A 20,365-nucleotide genomic window follows, 5' to 3' on the forward strand; every position below is an offset into this window, starting at 1 on the left:
GCACGCTGTCGCACGGTTTGTATACCCGGCTCTGCACCTGACCTCAGCCGCGCCCAGCTCTTATCTTTGGCCCATATTTCTCTTATTGTTCTTATATTGTGGTCTACGGTGGGTGTTCGTGCGACGAACTGATGGGACGTTGCGCCTGGTGTAGAAGGGGAGGCAAATGCTCGACAAGTCCTATCGAAATACCCGCACTCGGGTCCGCGACCTGGCGTCAACGCTCAGCGTTGAACAGCTTCAGGCGCCCGTGCCTGCCACACCACGATGGACGGTGCGCGAACTGCTGGCGCATCTGGTGGGAGGTGCCGCCGATTCGGTGAGTGGCCGGCTCGACGGAGTGACGAGCGAACCGTGGACTGCCCGCCATGTAGGGGAACGCCAACATCATTCCGTCAGCGAGCTTCTCGCAGAGTGGGCCCGCGTCGGTCCCGCGGCAGAGTCCGCACTGATCAGCGGAGAGATCTTCGGCCCCAACCTAGCCGCCGACGCAATCTGTCACGAAGCGGATCTGCGCGAAGCGCTGGGGCTTGCTCGGATCGAGCGCGAGCACTGGCAACCGTTCTTAGAAGTGATGATGCTTCATTTACAAAGTCAGCTGCAGGAAGCTACAGCTGTTCTGATCCGTGATGAACACGGGCAGCAATGGAAGTGCGGACCCGGTGAGCCGACGTCGGAGGTACGAGCCGACGGCTACGAATTGCTGCGCGCCATGTTCAGCCGCCGTTCCCGACGCCAAATTGCCGGATGGGCTTGGACTCTTACTCCCGATGAACGGGTGATCGAGTGCATCGGGTTTTTCGGCTCACGCGACGACGACCAACCCGTTCCCATTGCGTGAGCCGCGCGGCAGATATCGGCCGTGGCGTCACCGATCTAGATCTACGGGGACCACGCCATCTAGTTCGCAAATCGCTCAGGAAATAAGCGTTTGGGCGCTATCCCCAGGCGAATGAGGTCGGCTGGGGTCTGTTCGCCCCGGATGAGCGCCGCGCCCAGGCGGGCTACTGCCGGCGCGGTCTGGATGCCATAGCCCCCCTGGGCTGCACACCAAAAGAACCCGTCCACATGCGAATCCGGACCGACAACCAGATTCCCGTCCGGGCTGAACGTACGTAAACCCGCCCAAGATGACCGGATTGAACGAGGATCAAGGATGGTGGTTTCGCGGATCCGTTCCAGCGCGCGAGCTATCTCTAGCTCGTCTGGTTTGACGTTTTGCGGCTCGCACGGTGTCCGGTCAGCGGGCGAGCACAGCATTTGCGTGCCTTCGGGCTTGATGTAGAAGGATTCGTCGATGTCGTAGAGCATCGGAAGCTGCTCATAAGCAAGTGCCTTGTCGTCGTCCACGGCGATGGTGAACGCCGTTCGCCGAAGCGGAGTCAGTCCGACTGGAGCGCAGCCAGCGGTCTCGGCGACGCAATCTGCCCAGGCGCCAGCTGCGTTGACGATCAGCGCAGTGACGTAGGTGGCCTCGGCGCAGTGCACTCTCCATCCACCGGGCACCTTCTCGAACCGGTCGGCTCGGCTGCTCCGTTGGATTGCCGCCGCACGCGCACGCAGGCCACGGATGTATCCCTGATGAAGAGCATGGACATCAAGCTCTTGGGCATTGGGCTCTAGCAGTCCGCTTTCCACGGCCTCGGTTCTAGCAATGGGGCAGAGTTCTTTTACTTGATCAGCGTCTAAGAGTTTCAGGTCTCGCCCAGTTGGGTTGAAGCTGAGTTCGTCAAAGAGTTCTTGTACCCGAGCTCCGCGGCCCGGAGCGGCGAACTGCACCATCGCTCGCGGCGTCATCAACGGTGTATCGAAGCAACCCGGTGGCTCTTCGAAGAAGGCCCGGCTCGCCGTCGTCAGGGCTCTTATGTCGGATCCGCCATAGGTTTCCAAGAACATTGCCGCCGACCGCCCGGTCGCGTGATACCCGAGCGAATCTTCCATCTCTATCACCAGTACTTGCCGGTCTACGGCGAGTTCGTAGGCAAGCGAGACGCCTGCAATTCCGCCACCGATGACCACAACATCAACTGCACCATTGTCCGTTGCGGGCCGATCCGCATCGCCTGGCGTCCGCTGTGGATGGTCGCGTCTCATCGCTGGTGTAAATGGTCACGGGCGTAGGTTCCGTCGCAACCGACGAAAGCTATGAAGGAGGGGCTACGCCCGTGACCAAGCGAGTATCGCCGATTGAGCGTGTGCGTGTTGAGATGGATCAGTTGTTCGCCGCGACCGAGCGGCCGTTGACCGAGATTTTGGAGGAGGTCGGGCGGTTATCGGTGCGTCTGGTGTTTCAGGTCGCCGTGGAGGCCGAGGTAGAAGCAGTGTTGGGCCGAGCCCGTCACCAGCGTCGGGTTCAGGACGGCCCGGGCGGGTACCGCAATGGGTATCAACCGCCGGCGACGGTGAAGACCACGATGGGCTCGGTCGAATTATGCCGCCCGAAACTACGCGACACCGACGAGCGGTTCTGTTCGCGGCTATTCGGTGCCGGGGTGACGCGCACCCACGCTCTGGAGGCGTTGGTGATTTCGGGATGGGTGCGCGGTTTGTCGGATCGCGACATCGAGGCCGCGTTGGCCGAGGTGCTGGGCTCGTAGGCGGCGTTGTCGCGCTCGACGGTGAGCCGGATTTGTGCGGCCATCAAAGACGAGTTCGCTGCGTGGTCGTCTCGACGCCTTGATGAGCTGGTGTTGGACTACCTGTTCTTGGATGCCTCGAACTTTCGGATGCATCCCAACGCCCCGGCCGAGCCGGTGCTGGCCGCCTGGGGCATCTGCACCGACGGCAAGCCCCTGTTTATTGGGCTGGCCCCAGCCGCAGCGGAGTCGGCTGATGCGTGGGCCGACTTCTTGGCTGACCTGAGGAACCGGGGACTACGCCCGCCGCTACTGGGCATCTCCGACGGGGCGCCGGGCCTGATCGCCGCATGGGAGACCACGTTTCCGGCAAGCCTGCGTCAGCGGTGTCTGATCCATCGCTGCCGTAACGTCATCGCCAAGACACCTGTCGCGGTCCAGGACGAGATCAAAGCCGCGTTCTGGTCGATCTTCGATGACATTGACCAGCCACCCGGCCAGCAGGCCGTGGATGAAGCCACCCGCCGCGCCGAGGAGTTCACCACCACATACCGCGGGCTCTACCCAGCCGCGGTCGCTTGCCTGGCCAACGACTTCGCCTCGCTGAGCGTGCATTTGCGCTTCCCCCGCCAACACTGGACACGCATCCGCCATTCCAACCTCATCGAACGCACCTTCGGAGAATCCCGTCGCCGGGTCAAGGTCATCGGCCGCCTACCCGGCGAAACCAGCTGTCTGTCGCTGGTATGGGCCGTCCTCGACCGCGCCAGCCGCGGCTGGCGCGGAGTCACCCAAACATCAGCGACCAGCCGCCACCTCCAAGAACTACGCCACCAACTGCTCGAGCCACCCCGCCCACTGCATCCCCCCACCACAACAACCACGACCGACACCACCGCCGCGTAACATGACCACCAGGAACATGCGCCCAGCGTTTTTACACCAGTCCTAAGACGCCACCCTGTGGATAGTTCACCCGCTCAATCACCTTTCTGTCGCCCCTCTTCCCTGTGTACCAACCTTCACGTTCATTTCCGCTGTCGCCGGCGGCACGCTGACACGTCGGTCGAACGCATCGGGTCGACCCGTCTGCAGCCAAGCAATATGACCGTTGGACAGCCTAGAGGTATCGATGTTTGAGTAGATCTCGGTCAAGGGCTCTGACCACGAAAAGAACGGCCCGGGTCGTGTCCGGGATCCGGTGTAAATAGGGAGCACGCGCGTAGGTTCCGCTTCACGACCTGCAAGTCTGCGAAGAAGGAGTCACGCCCGTGCCTGTCCGCGTATCAGCGACCGACCGTATCCGCACCAAAATCGACGCCCTGTTCGCCGAGGATCGGGAACTGCCTGAAATCCTTGAAGAAATCGCCCGCCTCGGCGCCCAGCTACTGATGCAGGCGGCCCTGGAGGCTGAGGTCACCGAGTTCCTCGGTCGTGAACGCTACCAACGTACCGCCGCCTGTGCCGACGCTAACGGCGGTTCGCGCAACGGATATCGGCCGGTGACCATCAAGACCACCACAGGTGCGGTCACCTTGGAGCGGCCGAAACTGCGTGGCACCATGCAAGCGTTCGCCTCTCGGCTGTTCGGTAAGCATGTGACGAAAACCAACGCCCTGGAAACGCTGGTGATCGCCTCGTTCATCCGCGGCCTGTCCGTCCGGGATGTCAAGGCCACCCTCGCTGAAGCGCTCGGCGATCAGGCGGCGATCTCCAAGTCCGCGGTTTCGGAAGTCTGTAAGGCGATCCGGGCCGAATACCAGGCGTGGGCTCGTCGCCCACTCGGTGAGATCGCTCTGGACTACCTGTTTTTGGACGCCAGTTTCTTTCGGATGCATCCCGGGTCGCCGGCCGAGCCTGTGCTCGCCGCCTGGGGCGTCACCACCGAGGGCAAACCCGTGTTCGTCGGATTGTCACCCGGGACCGGAGAGTCCACCGACGCGTGGTCCGACTTCCTGACCGACCTGCGCGAACGCGGTCTTGCCACTCCGCTGCTGATCGTCTCTGACGGCGCCAAGGGACTGATCGCAGCCATCGAACAAATCTACCCAAAAGCGTTGCGCCAGAGATGTCTTATTCATCGCCTTCGCAACGTGCTTGCGAAGATCCCCACCGGGATGCAAGTCGAGGTCCGTGACGGATACTGGGCGATTTTTGATACCACCGGCCTGGGTATCGAGCCGGGACCGCAGCTGGTTGAGATCGTCGACAAGCGGATCGAGGCGTTCGCCGCTAAATACTCCGACCTCTACCCGGCGGCTATGCGGATCCTGCTCACCGACAAAGCAGGGCTGACCGCCTATCTGCGGTGTCCGGTTGAACACCATGGCCGCGTTCGGCACTCAAATTTCATTGAGCGCTCCTTTGGAGAAACTAAGCGACGGACCAAGGTCATTGGCCGATTCCCCGGCGAGACCAGCGCCATCAGCCTGGTGTGGGCCGTGCTCGACCGCGCCTCGGCCGGTTGGCGCGGCCTCACCATGACACCGGTCGGCACCCGACTGCTGCAAGACCTACGCCGATCCCTGCTCGACTCACCCCGCCAACTGCGACCGCCTCAAAGTCAAGCACCTACCGGCCAGGCAGATCCCGTCTCCGCCACGGCGTAGCGAGGCGCACGCACGCGTGACGACGCCCACCCGGTCCCAGTAAGGGGAGGTGAGGGAAACCGTTTGCCACGGCGGCGTGGCCGTGGTCGATAGCCTGCACAATGTGGATCTGAATGGGATGACAGCGGTGGTGACCGGCGCAGCTAGTGGCATCGGGCGCGCGTTGGCGCATGCACTGGCCGACCGTGGAGCCAACCTCGTGCTCGCCGACATCGACACCGTCACATTGAGCGAAGTTTCGCAGTCACTGGGGGCACAAGCGGTTCCCACTGACGTTGCCATGCCGGATGCGGTCGAATCGCTCGCTGAAGCCGCCGGCGACGCCCGGGTCGTGTGCCTGAACGCCGGAATCACCGGTAGGAGCTTTGGTGCTCCGTGGGAAGTGGCCGCTCCTGACTGGAACAGGGTGTTCGCGGTCAACGTCGGTGGCGTTGTCAACGGCTTGCGTGCGTTCGTACCCAGACTGCTGGCCGCGAACCAGCCCGCGCACATCCTGATCACCGGCTCATTGGCTGGGGTGCTGACCTTTCCCAGCGGCGGCGCTTACGGACCCTCCAAGCACGCCGTCGTGGCCGTGGCCGAACACACCGCGCTGGCACTGGCCGACACGCCGATCGGCGTGAGCATGATCTGCCCCGCCCTGGTCTCGACAGGCATGTCCACCGACGGCATCGACCCCGCCGAGGTCGCTGCACAGGCGCTGGCCACTATCGACCGCGGAATCTTCGCTGCGGTCCCACCCGACTGGCAGCGCACCCTCATCACCGCGGCATCGCGTCGCGCCACTGGTCAGCGTCCCGAATCGCCTGCGGTCGCCACCTCGACCACGCAGAAACAACCACCAGCGCCCTCATAGCCCAAACATCGCCGGCGCACGAACCACGACCGGCCCGTACAACCCCCAACCCGCGAATCGACCTGCCGCCGAACCAGACGCCCGTATGCTAACAGCGGAGCGAAACTGGCCCTGCCTTTTACACCGGCATCTGGACGCAGCCACGGCCCGGTGCGCTTCACTCACGGGGCTTGGCTGGGTAGCTCAGCGGGTCTTTTGTCCGACGGCGCCGCCGCCGGAATATGTTGTGGCGTTTACGGGTAGACGCAGACCGTGCACGGATTGCCGCCGTGATATCTTCGGCCGCTTTCTCGGCACCCCAAGCGGAATCAACACGCAGCACCGGCGTTTCCCACGGCTCGTACTCCCGGCTCTGAACCTGGGCCCAGGTTGGAACCGTCAAACCCGTTAGATCCGATCTCCGTGTTTCCACCCTGCTGCGGTGAAGTTCCACGTCGCTGCAAACGACCTCGACGTCGATAGCCACTGCCCTGGCGCTGTTGGCCACATTCGCCCAGGAACTCCGAGTGATCTGCAGCGGGTTGACGCTATCGGCGATAACGACATGTCCGGCACGCAGCAGGTCGGCGGCGAGCCCGTAGGCAACACGGTAGCCCGCGTCCGGAACGCAATCCCATCCACCGGCGGCAGCAACAATTCCCGACTCGACCATGGCAGCTTCGATGGTGTCGATCCGCAGATGAACCCCGCGAACAGCACGACCCAGCTTGCGCGCGATCGTCGTCTTGCCGACGCCAGGAAGCCCAGATAGGACCACGAGCACACCACTGTGCCCAGCCATCGCCATGCCAGCATCCTAGGTTCGGATTTGGTGGCGTCTTAGGACTGGTGTAAAAACGCTGGGCGCATGTTCCTGGTGGTCATGTTACGCGGCGGTGGTGTCGGTCGTGGTTGTTGTGGTGGGGGGATGCAGTGGGCGGGGTGGCTCGAGCAGTTGGTGGCGTAGTTCTTGGAGGTGGCGGCTGGTCGCTGATGTTTGGGTGACTCCGCGCCAGCCGCGGCTGGCGCGGTCGAGGACGGCCCATACCAGCGACAGACAGCTGGTTTCGCCGGGTAGGCGGCCGATGACCTTGACCCGGCGACGGGATTCTCCGAAGGTGCGTTCGATGAGGTTGGAATGGCGGATGCGTGTCCAGTGTTGGCGGGGGAAGCGCAAATGCACGCTCAGCGAGGCGAAGTCGTTGGCCAGGCAAGCGACCGCGGCTGGGTAGAGCCCGCGGTATGTGGTGGTGAACTCCTCGGCGCGGCGGGTGGCTTCATCCACGGCCTGCTGGCCGGGTGGCTGGTCAATGTCATCGAAGATCGACCAGAACGCGGCTTTGATCTCGTCCTGGACCGCGACAGGTGTCTTGGCGATGACGTTACGGCAGCGATGGATCAGACACCGCTGACGCAGGCTTGCCGGAAACGTGGTCTCCCATGCGGCGATCAGGCCCGGCGCCCCGTCGGAGATGCCCAGTAGCGGCGGGCGTAGTCCCCGGTTCCTCAGGTCAGCCAAGAAGTCGGCCCACGCATCAGCCGACTCCGCTGCGGCTGGGGCCAGCCCAATAAACAGGGGCTTGCCGTCGGTGCAGATGCCCCAGGCGGCCAGCACCGGCTCGGCCGGGGCGTTGGGATGCATCCGAAAGTTCGAGGCATCCAAGAACAGGTAGTCCAACACCAGCTCATCAAGGCGTCGAGACGACCACGCAGCGAACTCGTCTTTGATGGCCGCACAAATCCGGCTCACCGTCGAGCGCGACAACGCCGCCTACGAGCCCAGCACCTCGGCCAACGCGGCCTCGATGTCGCGATCCGACAAACCGCGCACCCATCCCGAAATCACCAACGCCTCCAGAGCGTGGGTGCGCGTCACCCCGGCACCGAATAGCCGCGAACAGAACCGCTCGTCGGTGTCGCGTAGTTTCGGGCGGCATAATTCGACCGAGCCCATCGTGGTCTTCACCGTCGCCGGCGGTTGATACCCATTGCGGTACCCGCCCGGGCCGTCCTGAACCCGACGCTGGTGACGGGCTCGGCCCAACACTGCTTCTACCTCGGCCTCCACGGCGACCTGAAACACCAGACGCACCGATAACCGCCCGACCTCCTCCAAAATCTCGGTCAACGGCCGCTCGGTCGCGGCGAACAACTGATCCATCTCAACACGCACACGCTCAATCGGCGATACTCGCTTGGTCACGGGCGTAGCCCCTCCTTCATAGCTTTCGTCGGTTGCGACGGAACCTACGCCCGTGACCATTTACACCAGCGATGAGACGCGACCTCGGATTTAGGTCCCCGCGCCAAGGTAGTGCCAAGGTCGTGGAAACAAGACTGCCGGCGTTGACGCCGGTGTCGCGACGCTTTGCATTCTGCAGCAGAATCGTTAGCGCAACGTTGCTGTGTCGTTCTTTGCGATCGCAATAATCCCACCTGACCCAATTCGCGGGAGGGGGCCGGTGTGCGGTTTCCTGCGACGTTGCTGGCGATTCCGGCAGCATGTTTGACCGCATGTGCGTTGTCTATCGTCCCAGCGTTTCCACCTGCGGTCCCATCGGCGCGGGCCGCTGCGGCTTTTGGGCCGCTGGCACCGCCTAACCCGTTCATGGCGCCAAATGGCCTGGCTTCCATGCACAACGACGCCGGCTCCGCGGACGCGGGAACGCTGCCAGGGCCGGGTGCGCGTTTCAGGCCCATCTTCCCGTACCCACTGCTGGCCGCTTGTCCGTCGATTACACAGGGCACCGACGGCCTGGTACTGGCGCTGTGCACCACGGTTGTGGGTCAGAATCCGACCATCCACTTGATCGACCCCAGTGGCGTTCTCCCGCGCATCATCCCACTGGCCAGTCTGCGGGTAGCCAAAGGTGGCCTACTGGGCGGGGTCTATGCCTATTTGGACGACGCCAATGAGCTGGTGATGATCGACGGAACCAACCACCTGCTGCGCATCGCTCACGCCAGGGATGCGCGCGGCCACTGGCATCTCAGTGTCGCCGAATCCACCGACCTATCCGCGGTAATACCGCCCGGCGACCAATCGGTTGGCGTGGTCCCCGACTACTTGGGCAACGTCTGGTTCGCCACTGACACCGGCGTGGTGGGGGTGGCAAAAACAAGCGGCGATGTGACCAGCCTGCACTTGCCGGCGGGGGAGCGGGTTGCAAATAGCATTTCAGCCGCGCCGAGCAATCGCGTCGCGGTGGCCACCACCTCTGCCCTCTACGAGGTGAACCTCGACGGCGGCGGCAACGCACAGATACTGTGGCGCCAAGCCTATGATCGTGGACCGGCGCGCAAGCCCGGACAGCTGAGTTGGGGTACCGGTTCCACCCCCACGTATTTCGGTCCGACTGGGGCCGATTACCTCACCATCGTCGACAACGCCGAACCCCAGGTCCACGCGTTGATCTACGAATCCGGTACCGGCAACCTGGTGTGTCAGCAACCCGTTCTCACCAAGGGGGGTCCAGGCAGCGAGAACTCGCCGATCGGGGCTGGGAAATCGATGTTCATCGCCAGCACCTACGGCTACCCCTACCCGGCGGTTCCGGCAGGTGCGGGGCCCGCAGTTCCCCCGAAAGCACCCTTCGTGGGCGGGATGACCCGGGTTGACGTCGATAATCCGGGCTGTCACACGGTGTGGGACAGTGACGTTCGCAGCGCGGCGTTGCCGCACCTATCCGTCGCCGATGGCCTGATTTACACCATCACCCGGTGCGGATTCGACAAGACGACACCGCTCGACATCTTCTCCTTTGCCGTCGTCGACCCCAACGACGGGCACGTCATATTGCAGCAACTGAAATCGGCCACCATCCTCACCGATCCGATACAGACTGCCACCATGGTTCTGATGGGCAACAAGATCATGCAGGGCAGTGTCACCGGCTTGGCGCGAATCGGCTGATACTGCCTATTCCTGCTCTCCGAAGGTCATCATCTCGAGGTTCCAGTACCCGCGCATGTTTGTGAGCAGGCCGGCGTCGTTCACATGATAGGTGAACACGCCGCGGACCTTACTGGTGAATCCGCCATCAAACTTGCTGTGCAGCACCAAGATATGGGCGATTTCGTTGGGCGAACTCGATGGGAAGGTTTCCTCGCAGGTGATGGTTAGGTTGTTCGGCGCGATGTTGGTGTCGAAGAAGGCGCTGACGGCCTCCTTGCCGCGGACGCCCTGACCATCGGGATTGGTCACGGACTTGCCGATCGGGTCCTCAATGACAACGTCATCGGCCATCAGCGCCAGCCAGCCGTCCCGGTCGTGCGCTTGCGCGCATCGCCACGACGACTGCGATGCGGTTAACGCTGGGGTTTGGGCGGTTTGGGCGGTTTGGGTCATCGTTGCACTCCTTCAGCGCCGCAATTTCTTACCGGTCGGCGTCTGTGTAGCGGATGATTCCGCGAATATTCTTGCCTTCCAGCATGTCTCGGTAGCCGTCGTTGATCTGCTCGAGCTGATACTGGCAGGTCACCATATCGTCTAGGTTGAGCCTGCCAGCCTTGTACATCGACAATAGTTGGGGGATGTCGTAGTGCGGGTTGCCGCCGCCGAAGATGGTTCCCTGCAGGTTCTTCTGCAACAGGGTGAGCATCGCCAGGTTGAGAGTCACCTGAGTGTCGACCAGGCTGCCGATAGCGGTCAGCACCGTGGTGCCGCCCTTAGCGGTGATGTTCACATAGCTGTCGACGTCGGCTCCTTCGAGTTTGCCGACGGTGACGATCACCTTGTGGGCCATTAGGCCGTAGGTCACCTCGGCGATGCCCAAAAGTGCGGCCTGGATGTCCGGGTAGACGTGGGTGGCGCCGAATTTCAGAGCTTGATCCCGCTTCCACTCCACCGGTTCGATGGCGAAGATGTAGCGTGCGCCGGCGGTCACCGCACCCTGCAGTGCTGCCATGCCGACACCGCCGATGCCGACGATGGCGACGTCTTGTCCAGGTTGGACGCCAGCGGCGCGAGTTGCCGAGCCGTAGCCAGTGGTGACACCACAGCCGACCAGACAGGCGACCTCGAACGGTACCGATGGGTCGATCTTCACCACCGAGCTTTTGTGCACCACCATGTACGGTGCGAATGTCCCCAACAGCGTCATCGGGTAGACGTCCTGGCCACGGGCTTGGATCCGGAATGTGCCGTCGCTTACCGACGTTCCGCCAAGCAGTCCGGCGCCTAGGTCGCACAGATTGCGCAGGCCCGCCTGGCAAGACGGGCACTTGCCGCACGACGGTATGAAGGCCAGCACCACGTGGTCGCCGGGTGCCAGGTCCTCGACGCCTGGACCGACCTCGGTGACGATGCCGGCGCCCTCGTGTCCGCCCAGGACGGGGAACCCGGCCATTGGGATCCCGCCGGTGACCAGGTGGTGATCAGAGTGGCACATGCCCGCTGCTTCCATCTGGATCTTGACCTCGTCTTTGCGGGGGTCGCCGATCTCGATTTCCTCGACTGACCACGGTTGGTCGAATCCCCAGATCAATGCACCCTTAGTCTTCACCGTGAACCTGCTTTCATCGTCGGACTTCGTTTGCGGGCCGTCCCGTTCATCCACCGGGCAGACTGTTTGTATGGGTGTAGGTCAGGGAAGCGGCGGTGTTTGCCACAGCGGTACCGGAGTCTCGCCGATCGGATAATAGCCAGGTACTTTGTCGCCTGCCAGGGCGCGTTTGATCCGCTTGTGCAAGCCCTTGGAGAATTCTGGGAGCTTGTCCGTCTTGAGTAGCTGGGTGTAGAGCGCCGACACATGCCCGAAGTCGAAGAAGTCGCGTTGCCAGTTCCACTTCCCGCTGCCGGCGTAGCGGAACCAGCTGCCGCCGATACCATGAACCTCAAATTCGTGAGTGTCAGTCGCCGGGTCGGCGTGACCTGTGACTTGCTTCCAGAAGCCGACTACTTCGCCCTGTTTGTCGTCGATGACGACCCGCTGGTATGGGTATCTCCAGCCTCGTAGGCCCTCCATTTCCTGGCCCAAAGCGATGTCGCGGATCTCGTCGATCCCGACGCACATCACATCGTCTTTGGGCCCGATGTTCCAGCCATAAGTGGCATCGTCAGTGTAGAAGTCGGCGAGCAGCCGCCAGTCGCCGCTTCGCTCGGCATCTCGGTTGGCCTGCAGCCACCGTGCCACCACATCTTCGAGTTCTGCTCGGGAGAATCCCGCTGCTTGTGTCATCGCGGATCTCCTGTTTCCTGGATGGACAGCGCCTGGGTGGGACATTCCCGCACGGCACGCGCGATTTCGTCGCGGACCTCGTTGGGCGGGTTGGTGTCGAGAATGTGGACCTGGCCGCGTTTGGGCACCCGAAAATAGTCGGGAGCCTCCAGTTCGCACATTGCGTGTCCCTGACACAAGTCAAGGTCAACGAGCACGTGGTAACTCATCGTCGTTGTCCCGTGGTGCCCGTCGCTCTTCTTCGGCGATAACGCACCCGGGCGGGCTGGGCCAGTTGTACCACCATCTTGGAGTGGTCGTTGCGGTAGCTTTCCGGCTCCTGAGCCATCTCAAATTCGTACGTGCGCAGCAACACCGAGAAGATTGCTTTGATCTGCATGGTGGCGAAAGCCGCTCCCACACAGCGATGCCGGCCCGCGCCGAACGGGATCCACGTCCATCGATTGATCAGATCCTCTTGACGCGGCTCTTCGTAGCGTTCGGCTAGGAAAACGTCGGGGTCGGGGAAATCCTCGGGGATTCGGTTGGAGATCGCCGGGGAGGTCGCAACCAGATCGCCCTCGTTGATCGTATGGCCCTGGACCAAGAAGGTGTCCTTGGCCACCCTCATCAGGATGATCAGCGGCGGGTGCAGCCGCAGCGTCTCCTTCAAAACGTTCTCAAGCCGCGGAATCTGACGCAGCGCATGGAAACTGACAGGTTGACCGTCTGCATAGAGGTCGTCGAGTTCTTTGATCGCGGCGTCATAGACGTCGCGATGGCGCATCAACTCGATCAGTGTCCACGATGCCGTACCGGAGCTCGTGTGATGTCCGGCGAACATCATGGAGATAAACATGCCGGTGATCTCGTCGGCGGAGAACCGTGGATTGTCTCTTTCGTCTTTGACGGTGATCAGCACGTCGAGCATGTCCCGGTCGCTTTTGTCGGTCGGCGGGTTGGCCAGTCGGTTGTTCATAATCTCCTGCACCAACCCGACCAGTCCATTGCGGGCGTTGTCGCGACGGCGAAAACTCTCGATGGGGAGATAGGGATTCACATAAGCCAACGGGTCGGTGCCGCGCTCCAGATCGTGATAGAGCCTGGCGAATCGACTATCCAGTTCGGCTCGAAACTTTCTGCCGATCAGGCAAGCCGATGAGGTGTAGATGGTTAACTCGGCGAAGAAGTCCAGCAGATCGATTTCGCCGCTGTCGCCCCAATCGGCAATCATTCGCCGGACCTCGCCCTCAATGGTTACCGCGTGGCCCTTCATCTGTTCGCCGCGTAGCGCGGCGTTGTGCAGCATCTCCTTACGCCGTTCGGGGCTGGCGTCGAACACCACGCCCTCGCCAAAGATCGGCGTCATAAACGGGTAGGCCTCGGCTTGGTCCAGCTCGTCGTCGCCTGCGCGGAAGAAGAACTCGTTGGCTTCGGCTCCGGACAGGAATATGACTTGCTTGCTGGCTAGTCGGAACGTACCGACGTTGCCGCATTCGTCTCGGGTGCGTTGCATCAGTCCGATCGGGTCGGCGCGGAACTCTTCGAGATGGCCGTGTTCGCTTGTTCCGCCGGAAACTTGCTGAACAGCAACGTTACTCATAGTGTTGGCATTCCATCTTCGCCCAATTGCAGTTCTCGACGATGAGCCGGAGCCTCGCTCAGCGGTGCTTCGGGCTGGATTTCCATGTTCATCACTAGTGAGCCGCGCGGTGTTTCGGCGACGAATGCGATGGCCCGAGCCACATCGGCTGGTCGCAGGAAGTAGTTATGCCGAGCCTGACCCCATTTCGCCCAGTCCTCAAGCATTGGGCCGACCTGCTCAGCGGACAGCTGCCAGCCCATGCCGGTCAGCGTCGGGCCAGGATGCACGATCGACGCGCGAACGCCGGTTCCTTCCAGCTCCATTTGCAGATTGGTGACCATGGCAATCAGGCCGGCTTTGGCCGCTCCGTAGGCGCCCATATGCGGCCGTTGCCGCAGCGCGACATCGGACCCCACAAAGATGAGGTCACCACGACGGCGCGCCACCATGTCCGGCAGCACCGCCGTGGCCAGCCGGTTGGCGCCGACGAGATGTACCTGAAGTTGCTCGGTGAAGGTGTCCGTGCTGATCTCGTGCAACCGTCCCGGGTACATATCTCCAGCGCCGGACACCAACAGCTCCACCTCGCCGAGCGCCTCGACCGTCTGTGCCACAAATGTCTTAACCGACTCGTGATCGGTGACGTCTAGAGCGAAGGCCACTGCCTCGCCGCCGTCGGTGCGGATATCGTCGACAAGTTTCGCTAGCTTGTCGGTGCGGCGGGCGCCCAGCGCGACCGGATAGCCGCGGCCGGCAAGCTCGGTTGCGGCGGCCGCGCCGATACCTGAGGATGCGCCGGCTACGATCGCCGGGCGGCGGGCCGGATGTGGCTCGAAGCGAGGCATCTACGTGGCCTTCACGGTCATCGGGAGATGGGCGAATCCACGGACATTGCTCGAATGGACGCGCACAGCGTTGTCTTCGTCCACTTGGAAATCGTGGATCCGTTCGAACAGTTCGCCCAGCGCCACCCGGGCTTCCATGCGAGCCAGATGGGCTCCTAGACAGAAGTGCGCGCCGCTGCCGAAACTAACTAACTTCGAGCCGATTTCACGGCCTATGCGGTATTCGTCGGGAGCGTCGAACACCCTGTCGTCGCGGTTGGCTGACCCGGGTAGCAGCAGCAACACATCGCCTTCGCGCATGGTGGTGTCGTACAGTGTGAGTTCTTGCGCGACAGTCCGAGCCAGAATCTGACTGGAGTTGTCGTAGCGCAGGGTTTCCTCTACCCACAGCGGAATCCGCGAGTGATCGGCAAACACGCCGGCCAGCTGGTCGGGGTTGCGCGCCCCCCAATACGCCGCGTTGGCAAGCAGCTTGGTAGTGGTTTCGTTGCCGGCTATCACCATCAGGAACAGGAACGCCATGATTTCCTCGTCGCTGAGCCGGTCTCCGTCGAGTTCGGCGGCAAGCAGCGCCGAGGTCAGATTCTCGCCAGGATGCTTCCGGAACTCCGCGATCAGGTCGACGTAGTACGCCATTAGATCGAGCGAAGCCTGAACAGCTGACTGCGGGACGTCGGCCACGCCGTCCTCGCGGTGCACCACCCCATCGGCCAGGGCTCGGATGCGAGCCCGGTCTGGTTGGGGGACGCCCATCAGCTCGGAGATGACGTCCATCGGCAGCTTGCCGGCGAATTCGGCAACGAAATCAAAGGTGTCGCTCTGCATGGCCGAATCTAGATGAGCGCGGGCCAATGTGAGCACCTGCGGTTCCAGCTCGCGGATTCGCCGGGGTGTGAAGCCTTTGGATACCAATGCGCGCATCCGCAAGTGTTCGGGATCGTCCATAGCCAGCATCGACATCACGCGGTAGGCCTCGGAGGTGCGCGAGGACGGATCCAGCGACACGCCATACACGTTCGATAGTGCGGTGCTGTTGCGAAAACCCTGCAGAACATCGTGGTGACGCGACACCGCCCAGAACTCTCGTTCCTCGTTGCGGTACAGCGGGGCTTCATCCCGCAGCCGCCGATAGTACGGGTACGGATCTTCGTGGAAGTCGTAGTCGTAAGGATCGAGAACTAGCTCGGGCGCTTCCCAGAAAGTCTGTCGGCCGCTCATCGCTCGTGGCCGCCTGACTGTTCGGGGCCGGCCTGTTCGGATCCGGCCAGGATGAGACTGACGACGTTGGCCAGCCGATCAGCAATCTCGCGATAGGTGAAAACGCCGCTTCCGGCCTGCACCAAGGCGCCAAAGAAGGCCATCTCAAGGGCGGAAACGATGGCCGGGTTGGCGCTCGGGCCGATAGCCGATGTAATGCGGCGGTGAATTTCTGCGCCGATCCTGTCGCGCGCAGCGCTTACTGCTGGGTCGGCGCCGCCGTCCAGCAGGGCGGCCGTCGACGCGGCACCGATCTCAGGTTCGTCGGCGACCACCAACGCCAGATGGCGCAATGCGTTCTGGACTCGCGTGGTCAGCGGGTCGTTGACATCGGTGAAGTAGGGGACCCGCCGGACCAAGTCCAAGTAAACCTCGGCGATCAGATGGTTTTTCGACGAGAAGTAGGTGTAGGCGGTAGCCGGAGCCACTTTGGCTCGGGCGGCCACTGTTCGCACGGTCAGCTCGGCGTAGGACTTCTCCCGCAGGGTGGCCATGCCGGCCGCTAGCACCTTGCGGAACGTTTCCTCCTGCCGGCGGTTGCGTGCCGGTTGCGGGGGCTGCGACTCAGCCTCAGAGGCGGCGGCAACTAATGCATTGCTGGACACGTGTCCAAATTAGCGGATGGCTGCGATTTTAGGCAAGCCGATTCGGCAAACATGCTCTTTATCAGGAATGTTATTCCGCCGTATGGCGGGTATGGGGAGTCCATCCTTGCGTCTTAGGCAACCTGGAAGCTAGGGTTCTACCGAGTTAGATCAGACAGATGTCCAATCAAGTGCCAGTAGTCACTCCTCAACTCGAGACGGGAGCGAGAGATGACCGAAACTGCCCTGCTGGCTAACGGTGTTGGCGCCTTGTTCATCGACGGCAAGTTGTGTGAAGGCGGCGCGGGAACCTTTCCGACGGTCAATCCGGCTACCGAGGAAGTGCTCGGCACTGCCGCCGACGCCGACGCCGACGACATGAGCCGCGCTATCGAGGCCGCGCGGCGGGCTTTCGACGAGACTGACTGGTCGCGCAATACCGAATTGCGGGTGCGGTGTGTTCGGCAGCTGCGCGATGCGCTGCAACAGCACACCGAAGAACTGCGAGAATTGACGATCTCCGAGGTTGGCGCGCCGCGACTGCTCACTGCCAGCGCCCACCTTGAGGGACCTGTGTCAGATTTGGGGTTCTCGGCAGATACCGCAGAGTCTTACGAGTGGACCCAGGACCTCGGCCGGGCATCGCCGATGGGAATCACTACCCAGCGCACTATCGCGCGCGAAGCTGTCGGTGTTGTGGGAGCCATTACGCCCTGGAACTTTCCGCACCAGATCAATCTCGCCAAGTTGGGTCCGGCGCTGGCTGCGGGCAACACCGTCATACTCAAACCGGCGCCCGACACACCGTGGTGCGCTGCCGTGCTCGGGGAGATCATCGCTGGACATACCGACTTCCCGCCCGGCGTGGTCAACATCGTCACCTCGAGTGATCATGGCATCGGCGCGCAGCTTGCGAAAGACCCTCGGGTGGACATGATTTCGTTCACTGGCTCCACGGCTACCGGCCGCGGTGTGATGGCCGATGCTGCCGCCACGATTAAGAAGGTGTTCCTTGAGCTCGGGGGAAAATCAGCGTTCGTCGTACTCGATGACGCCGACTTGGCAGCTGCCAGCGGAGTATCGGCGTACTCGGCGTGCGTACACGCCGGCCAGGGATGCGCGCTCACTACCAGGTTGGTGGTGCCGCGTTCCCGCTACGACGAGGCTGTCGCCGTCGCGGCAGCGACCATGTCGGCGATCAAGCCCGGCGATCCCAATGACCCGGGAACTGTCTGTGGGCCATTGATTTCGGCGCGACAGCAAGATCGCGTTCAGGGTTACCTCGATCTGGCTATCGCCGAGGGCGGCACGTTCGCTTGCGGTGGCGGCCGGCCAGCGGGCAGGGAAGTCGGTTTCTTCATTGAACCCACAGTGATCGCGGGTCTGAGCAACGACGCGCGATCGGCCCGGGAAGAGATTTTCGGACCGGTGCTCACCGTAATCGCCCACGACGGAGACGATGACGCGGTACGCATTGCCAACGATTCGCCATACGGACTGTCGGGCACTGTGTTCGGCGCTGATCAGCAGCGGGCCGCGGGGATCGCCGCGCGGCTGCGCGTGGGCTCGGTCAATGTCAACGGAGGCGTGTGGTATTCCGCGGACGCGCCATTCGGCGGCTATAAGCAATCTGGGAACGGCCGCGAGATGGGGCTGGCTGGCTTCGAAGAGTATTTGGAAACCAAGGTTATCGCTACAGCGGCACATTAGAGGAGCGCGGTGTGGGACAGTTCGGCACGCAATTCGAAAACAAGGTAGCCATCGTTACCGGGGCGGCTCAGGGAATCGGGCAGGCATATGCCCAAGCCCTGGCCCGGGCGGGCGCGTCGGTTGTGGTCGCCGATGTCAACGCCGACGGCGCCGAAGCGGCCGCCAAACAGATTGTCGCTGATGGCGGCGCGGCTATTCATGCGCCCGTTGATGTTTCCGACGAAGATTCCGCCAAGGCGATGGCCAACCGCGCCGTCAGTGAATTTGGTGGTATCGACTTTCTGGTGAACAACGCCGCCATCTACGGCGATATGAAACTCGACTTGCTGTTGACTGTACCGCTGGACTACTACAAAAAATTCATGAGTGTCAATCATGACGGAGTGCTGGTATGCAGCCGGGCGGTCTACAAGCACATGGCCAAGAGGGGCGGTGGCGCGATCGTGAATCAGTCATCGACTGCTGCCTGGCTGTACTCGAACTTCTACGGCTTGGCGAAAGTGGGCGTCAATGGGCTCACCCAGCAGCTTTCCCGTGAGTTGGGCGGGATGAAGATCAGGATCAATGCGATCGCGCCCGGACCGATCGACACCGAAGCCACCAGAACCGTCACCCCCGGTGAGTTGGTCAAGAACATGGTGCAGACCATCCCGCTATCCAGAATGGGCACCCCAGATGACCTGGTGGGAATGTGCCTTTTCCTGCTCTCGGATTCGGCATCATGGATTACCGGCCAGATCTTCAATGTCGATGGTGGGCAGATTATCCGGTCATGATCACCAGTGATGATGCGCAGCGGCGCGATCAGGAGGAGCGGCGTTGTGACCCAGACCCCAGCTGAGCAGCCGGCCCGCCTGGGCTATATCGGCCTCGGCAAGATGGGCGCGCCGATGGCCCAGCGCTTGCTCGACTGGCCGGGCGGGCTGATCGTCTTCGATGTCCGTGCTGAGGCTATGGGCCCGTTCGTGGACGGCGGCGCTACCGCAGCGGCGACGGTCGCCGACGTCGCAGCGGCAGACATCATCAGCATTACCGTGCTCGACGACGCGCAAGTCCGCGAGGTGGTCACCGGGGATGGCGGATTGGCGACCCACGCCAAACCCGGCACCATTATTGCCATTCACTCCACCATCAGTGACACCACTGCCGTCGATCTGGCCCAACAGCTCAAGCCGCGCGGGATACATATCGTTGATGCGCCGATCAGCGGCGGCGGAGTGGGGGCGGCCAAGGGCGAACTGGCGGCCATGGTGGGCGCCGATGATGAGACGTTCGAGCTGATCAAAGAGCCTTTCTCGCGGTGGGCGTCGGTGGTTATCCATGCCGGCCAACCAGGCGCGGGCACCAGGATGAAGCTGGCTCGCAACATGCTCACATTTGTTTCGTACGCAGCCGTCGGCGAGGCACAGAAGCTTGCTGAGGCATGCGGTCTAGATCTGGTTGCGCTCGGCAAGGTGGTGCGGCACACCGACGCCCTGACCGGCGGCCCCGGTGCGATCATGTTCCGCGACACGACGGCCGTGATGAAGGCTGACGACCCGGTGCGGCCACTGCTCGAACACACGCGTGGCCTTGGGGAGAAGGATCTCAGTTTGGCGCTGGCGCTGGGTGAGGCGGTCTCGGTCGAACTACCGCTGGCCCAGCTGGCGCTTCAGCGATTGGCAGCTGGTCTTGGGGTGCCGCATCCCGACGCGGAAGCAAAGACCCCCGAACAGCTCCGATAGAAAGTGGAAGTCATGGACGAATTGCGCCGGGCCGGCCTGGACAAACTGAACGAGGTCTATGCCTGGGAGATGCCTGACATGCCGGGCGACTATTTTGCCCTCACCGTTGATCACCTTTTCGGCAAGATCTGGACTAGGCCCGGACTGTCAATGCGCGATCGACGGATGGCCGTAATCGCCGTCTTGACCGCCCAGGGCCAGGTGGACCTGCTGGAGGTCCAAGTCAACGCCGTCCTGCAAAATGAGGAATTCTCCCTTGATGAGTTACGTGAACTTGCCGTGTTCATCACCCACTATGTTGGGTTCCCGCTCGGTTCGAGGCTGAACAGCGCGATTGAGCGGATCGCGGGCAAGCGCGCCCGGGCTGCGGAGAGCGGCACTCGGCCCGGCCAGAAGGCGGAAAAAGAGGCCAATGTCGCCGAAGTCCTCGCCAGGGAATCCGGTAAATCCAGCTAACCCGGAGCGATCCCCGCTAGTCTGAC

At 62.5% G+C, this 20,365-nt stretch carries 18 protein-coding genes and 2 pseudogenes; 9 read left to right on the forward strand and 11 right to left on the reverse strand.

What is annotated here, in order from left to right; translation table 11 throughout:
• Nucleotides 1-166 precede the first annotated feature (166 nt).
• Nucleotides 167-841 carry a maleylpyruvate isomerase family mycothiol-dependent enzyme gene (locus tag ACO07W_RS13870; protein WP_421843997.1) on the forward strand — a complete coding sequence of 225 codons (675 nt, stop codon included), beginning with the start codon at nucleotides 167-169 and terminating at the stop codon, nucleotides 839-841.
• 59 nt (nucleotides 842-900) lie between these two features.
• On the opposite strand, the gene ACO07W_RS13875 is transcribed toward ACO07W_RS13870, so the two are convergent.
• Nucleotides 901-2,094: an NAD(P)/FAD-dependent oxidoreductase gene (locus tag ACO07W_RS13875; protein ID WP_421843999.1), complete on the reverse strand. Its 1,194-nt coding sequence runs from the start codon at nucleotides 2,092-2,094 to the stop codon at nucleotides 901-903.
• Nucleotides 2,095-2,207: 113 nt separating this feature from the next.
• On the opposite strand from ACO07W_RS13875, the pseudogene ACO07W_RS13880 reads away from it, so the two are divergent.
• The 3 genes and pseudogenes from ACO07W_RS13880 to ACO07W_RS13890 all read left to right on the forward strand — a co-directional run bounded on the left by ACO07W_RS13880 (nucleotide 2,208) and on the right by ACO07W_RS13890 (nucleotide 6,041).
• Nucleotides 2,208-3,482: pseudogene (locus ACO07W_RS13880) on the forward strand (IS256 family transposase).
• A 365-nt stretch (nucleotides 3,483-3,847) separates the two neighbouring features.
• Nucleotides 3,848-5,185 (forward strand): IS256 family transposase, encoded by a 1,338-nt coding sequence (locus ACO07W_RS13885; RefSeq protein ID WP_421844001.1) that lies wholly within the window; start codon nucleotides 3,848-3,850, stop codon nucleotides 5,183-5,185.
• Nucleotides 5,186-5,234: 49 nt separating this feature from the next.
• Nucleotides 5,235-6,041, forward strand: coding sequence for an SDR family NAD(P)-dependent oxidoreductase (locus ACO07W_RS13890; protein WP_421839996.1), 807 nt, complete (start codon nucleotides 5,235-5,237; stop codon nucleotides 6,039-6,041).
• 157 nt (nucleotides 6,042-6,198) lie between these two features.
• Here the strand turns inward: ACO07W_RS13890 and ACO07W_RS13895 are convergent, their stop codons facing one another.
• Together ACO07W_RS13895 and ACO07W_RS13900 are read right to left on the reverse strand one after the other, a co-directional pair.
• Nucleotides 6,199-6,822 (reverse strand): AAA family ATPase, encoded by a 624-nt coding sequence (locus ACO07W_RS13895; RefSeq protein WP_421844003.1) that lies wholly within the window; start codon nucleotides 6,820-6,822, stop codon nucleotides 6,199-6,201.
• Nucleotides 6,823-6,906: 84 nt separating this feature from the next.
• Nucleotides 6,907-8,181 (reverse strand): annotated as a pseudogene (locus ACO07W_RS13900) (IS256 family transposase).
• A 303-nt stretch (nucleotides 8,182-8,484) separates the two neighbouring features.
• Between ACO07W_RS13900 and ACO07W_RS13905 the strand changes: the two are divergent.
• Nucleotides 8,485-9,933, forward strand: a complete 1,449-nt coding sequence (locus ACO07W_RS13905) for a hypothetical protein (RefSeq protein WP_421844005.1) — start codon at nucleotides 8,485-8,487, stop codon at nucleotides 9,931-9,933.
• 6 nt (nucleotides 9,934-9,939) lie between these two features.
• Here ACO07W_RS13905 and ACO07W_RS13910 read toward each other — a convergent pair whose 3' ends face one another.
• The 8 genes from ACO07W_RS13910 to ACO07W_RS13945 all read right to left on the reverse strand — a co-directional run bounded on the left by ACO07W_RS13910 (nucleotide 9,940) and on the right by ACO07W_RS13945 (nucleotide 16,470).
• The gene (locus ACO07W_RS13910; RefSeq protein WP_421844007.1) at nucleotides 9,940-10,368 is read right to left on the reverse strand and encodes a ketosteroid isomerase family protein; all 429 of its coding nucleotides are present in this window, start codon (nucleotides 10,366-10,368) and stop codon (nucleotides 9,940-9,942) included.
• A 28-nt stretch (nucleotides 10,369-10,396) separates the two neighbouring features.
• Nucleotides 10,397-11,524, reverse strand: coding sequence for an NDMA-dependent alcohol dehydrogenase (locus ACO07W_RS13915; protein WP_421845991.1), 1,128 nt, complete (start codon nucleotides 11,522-11,524; stop codon nucleotides 10,397-10,399).
• Nucleotides 11,525-11,605: 81 nt separating this feature from the next.
• Complete coding sequence (locus ACO07W_RS13920; protein WP_421844009.1) at nucleotides 11,606-12,199, reverse strand: nuclear transport factor 2 family protein; 594 nt, start codon at nucleotides 12,197-12,199, stop codon at nucleotides 11,606-11,608.
• Nucleotides 12,196-12,408 carry a ferredoxin gene (locus ACO07W_RS13925; RefSeq protein WP_421844011.1) on the reverse strand — a complete coding sequence of 71 codons (213 nt, stop codon included), beginning with the start codon at nucleotides 12,406-12,408 and terminating at the stop codon, nucleotides 12,196-12,198. Before ACO07W_RS13925 ends, ACO07W_RS13920 begins: the two co-directional genes overlap by 4 nt.
• Nucleotides 12,405-13,781: a cytochrome P450 gene (locus ACO07W_RS13930; protein WP_421844013.1), complete on the reverse strand. Its 1,377-nt coding sequence runs from the start codon at nucleotides 13,779-13,781 to the stop codon at nucleotides 12,405-12,407. The genes ACO07W_RS13925 and ACO07W_RS13930 overlap by 4 nt, the downstream gene beginning before the upstream one ends.
• Nucleotides 13,778-14,608, reverse strand: coding sequence for an SDR family oxidoreductase (locus ACO07W_RS13935; protein WP_421844015.1), 831 nt, complete (start codon nucleotides 14,606-14,608; stop codon nucleotides 13,778-13,780). The genes ACO07W_RS13930 and ACO07W_RS13935 overlap by 4 nt, the downstream gene beginning before the upstream one ends.
• Entirely contained in the window at nucleotides 14,609-15,826 is a 1,218-nt protein-coding gene (locus tag ACO07W_RS13940; RefSeq protein WP_421844017.1) for a cytochrome P450, read from the reverse strand.
• A complete protein-coding gene (locus ACO07W_RS13945) occupies nucleotides 15,823-16,470 on the reverse strand; it encodes a TetR/AcrR family transcriptional regulator (RefSeq protein ID WP_421844019.1) in 648 nt (215 codons plus the stop codon). The genes ACO07W_RS13940 and ACO07W_RS13945 overlap by 4 nt, the downstream gene beginning before the upstream one ends.
• Nucleotides 16,471-16,680: 210 nt before the next feature.
• Here ACO07W_RS13945 and ACO07W_RS13950 point away from each other — a divergent pair, with 210 nt between their 5' ends.
• From ACO07W_RS13950 to ACO07W_RS13965, 4 genes are read left to right on the forward strand one after another with little or no spacing between them, the layout of a single operon-like run.
• Complete coding sequence (locus ACO07W_RS13950) at nucleotides 16,681-18,159, forward strand: aldehyde dehydrogenase (RefSeq protein WP_421844021.1); 1,479 nt, start codon at nucleotides 16,681-16,683, stop codon at nucleotides 18,157-18,159.
• Nucleotides 18,160-18,170: 11 nt separating this feature from the next.
• Nucleotides 18,171-18,935: an SDR family oxidoreductase gene (locus tag ACO07W_RS13955; protein ID WP_421844023.1), complete on the forward strand. Its 765-nt coding sequence runs from the start codon at nucleotides 18,171-18,173 to the stop codon at nucleotides 18,933-18,935.
• A gap of 45 nt (nucleotides 18,936-18,980) precedes the next feature.
• Nucleotides 18,981-19,883 (forward strand): NAD(P)-dependent oxidoreductase, encoded by a 903-nt coding sequence (locus ACO07W_RS13960; protein ID WP_421844025.1) that lies wholly within the window; start codon nucleotides 18,981-18,983, stop codon nucleotides 19,881-19,883.
• Nucleotides 19,884-19,895: 12 nt separating this feature from the next.
• Nucleotides 19,896-20,339, forward strand: coding sequence for a carboxymuconolactone decarboxylase family protein (locus ACO07W_RS13965; protein ID WP_421844027.1), 444 nt, complete (start codon nucleotides 19,896-19,898; stop codon nucleotides 20,337-20,339).
• Nucleotides 20,340-20,365 lie beyond the last annotated feature (26 nt).

Source organism: Mycobacterium sp. (assembly GCF_965230835.1).
Taxonomy (GTDB): domain Bacteria; phylum Actinomycetota; class Actinomycetes; order Mycobacteriales; family Mycobacteriaceae; genus Mycobacterium.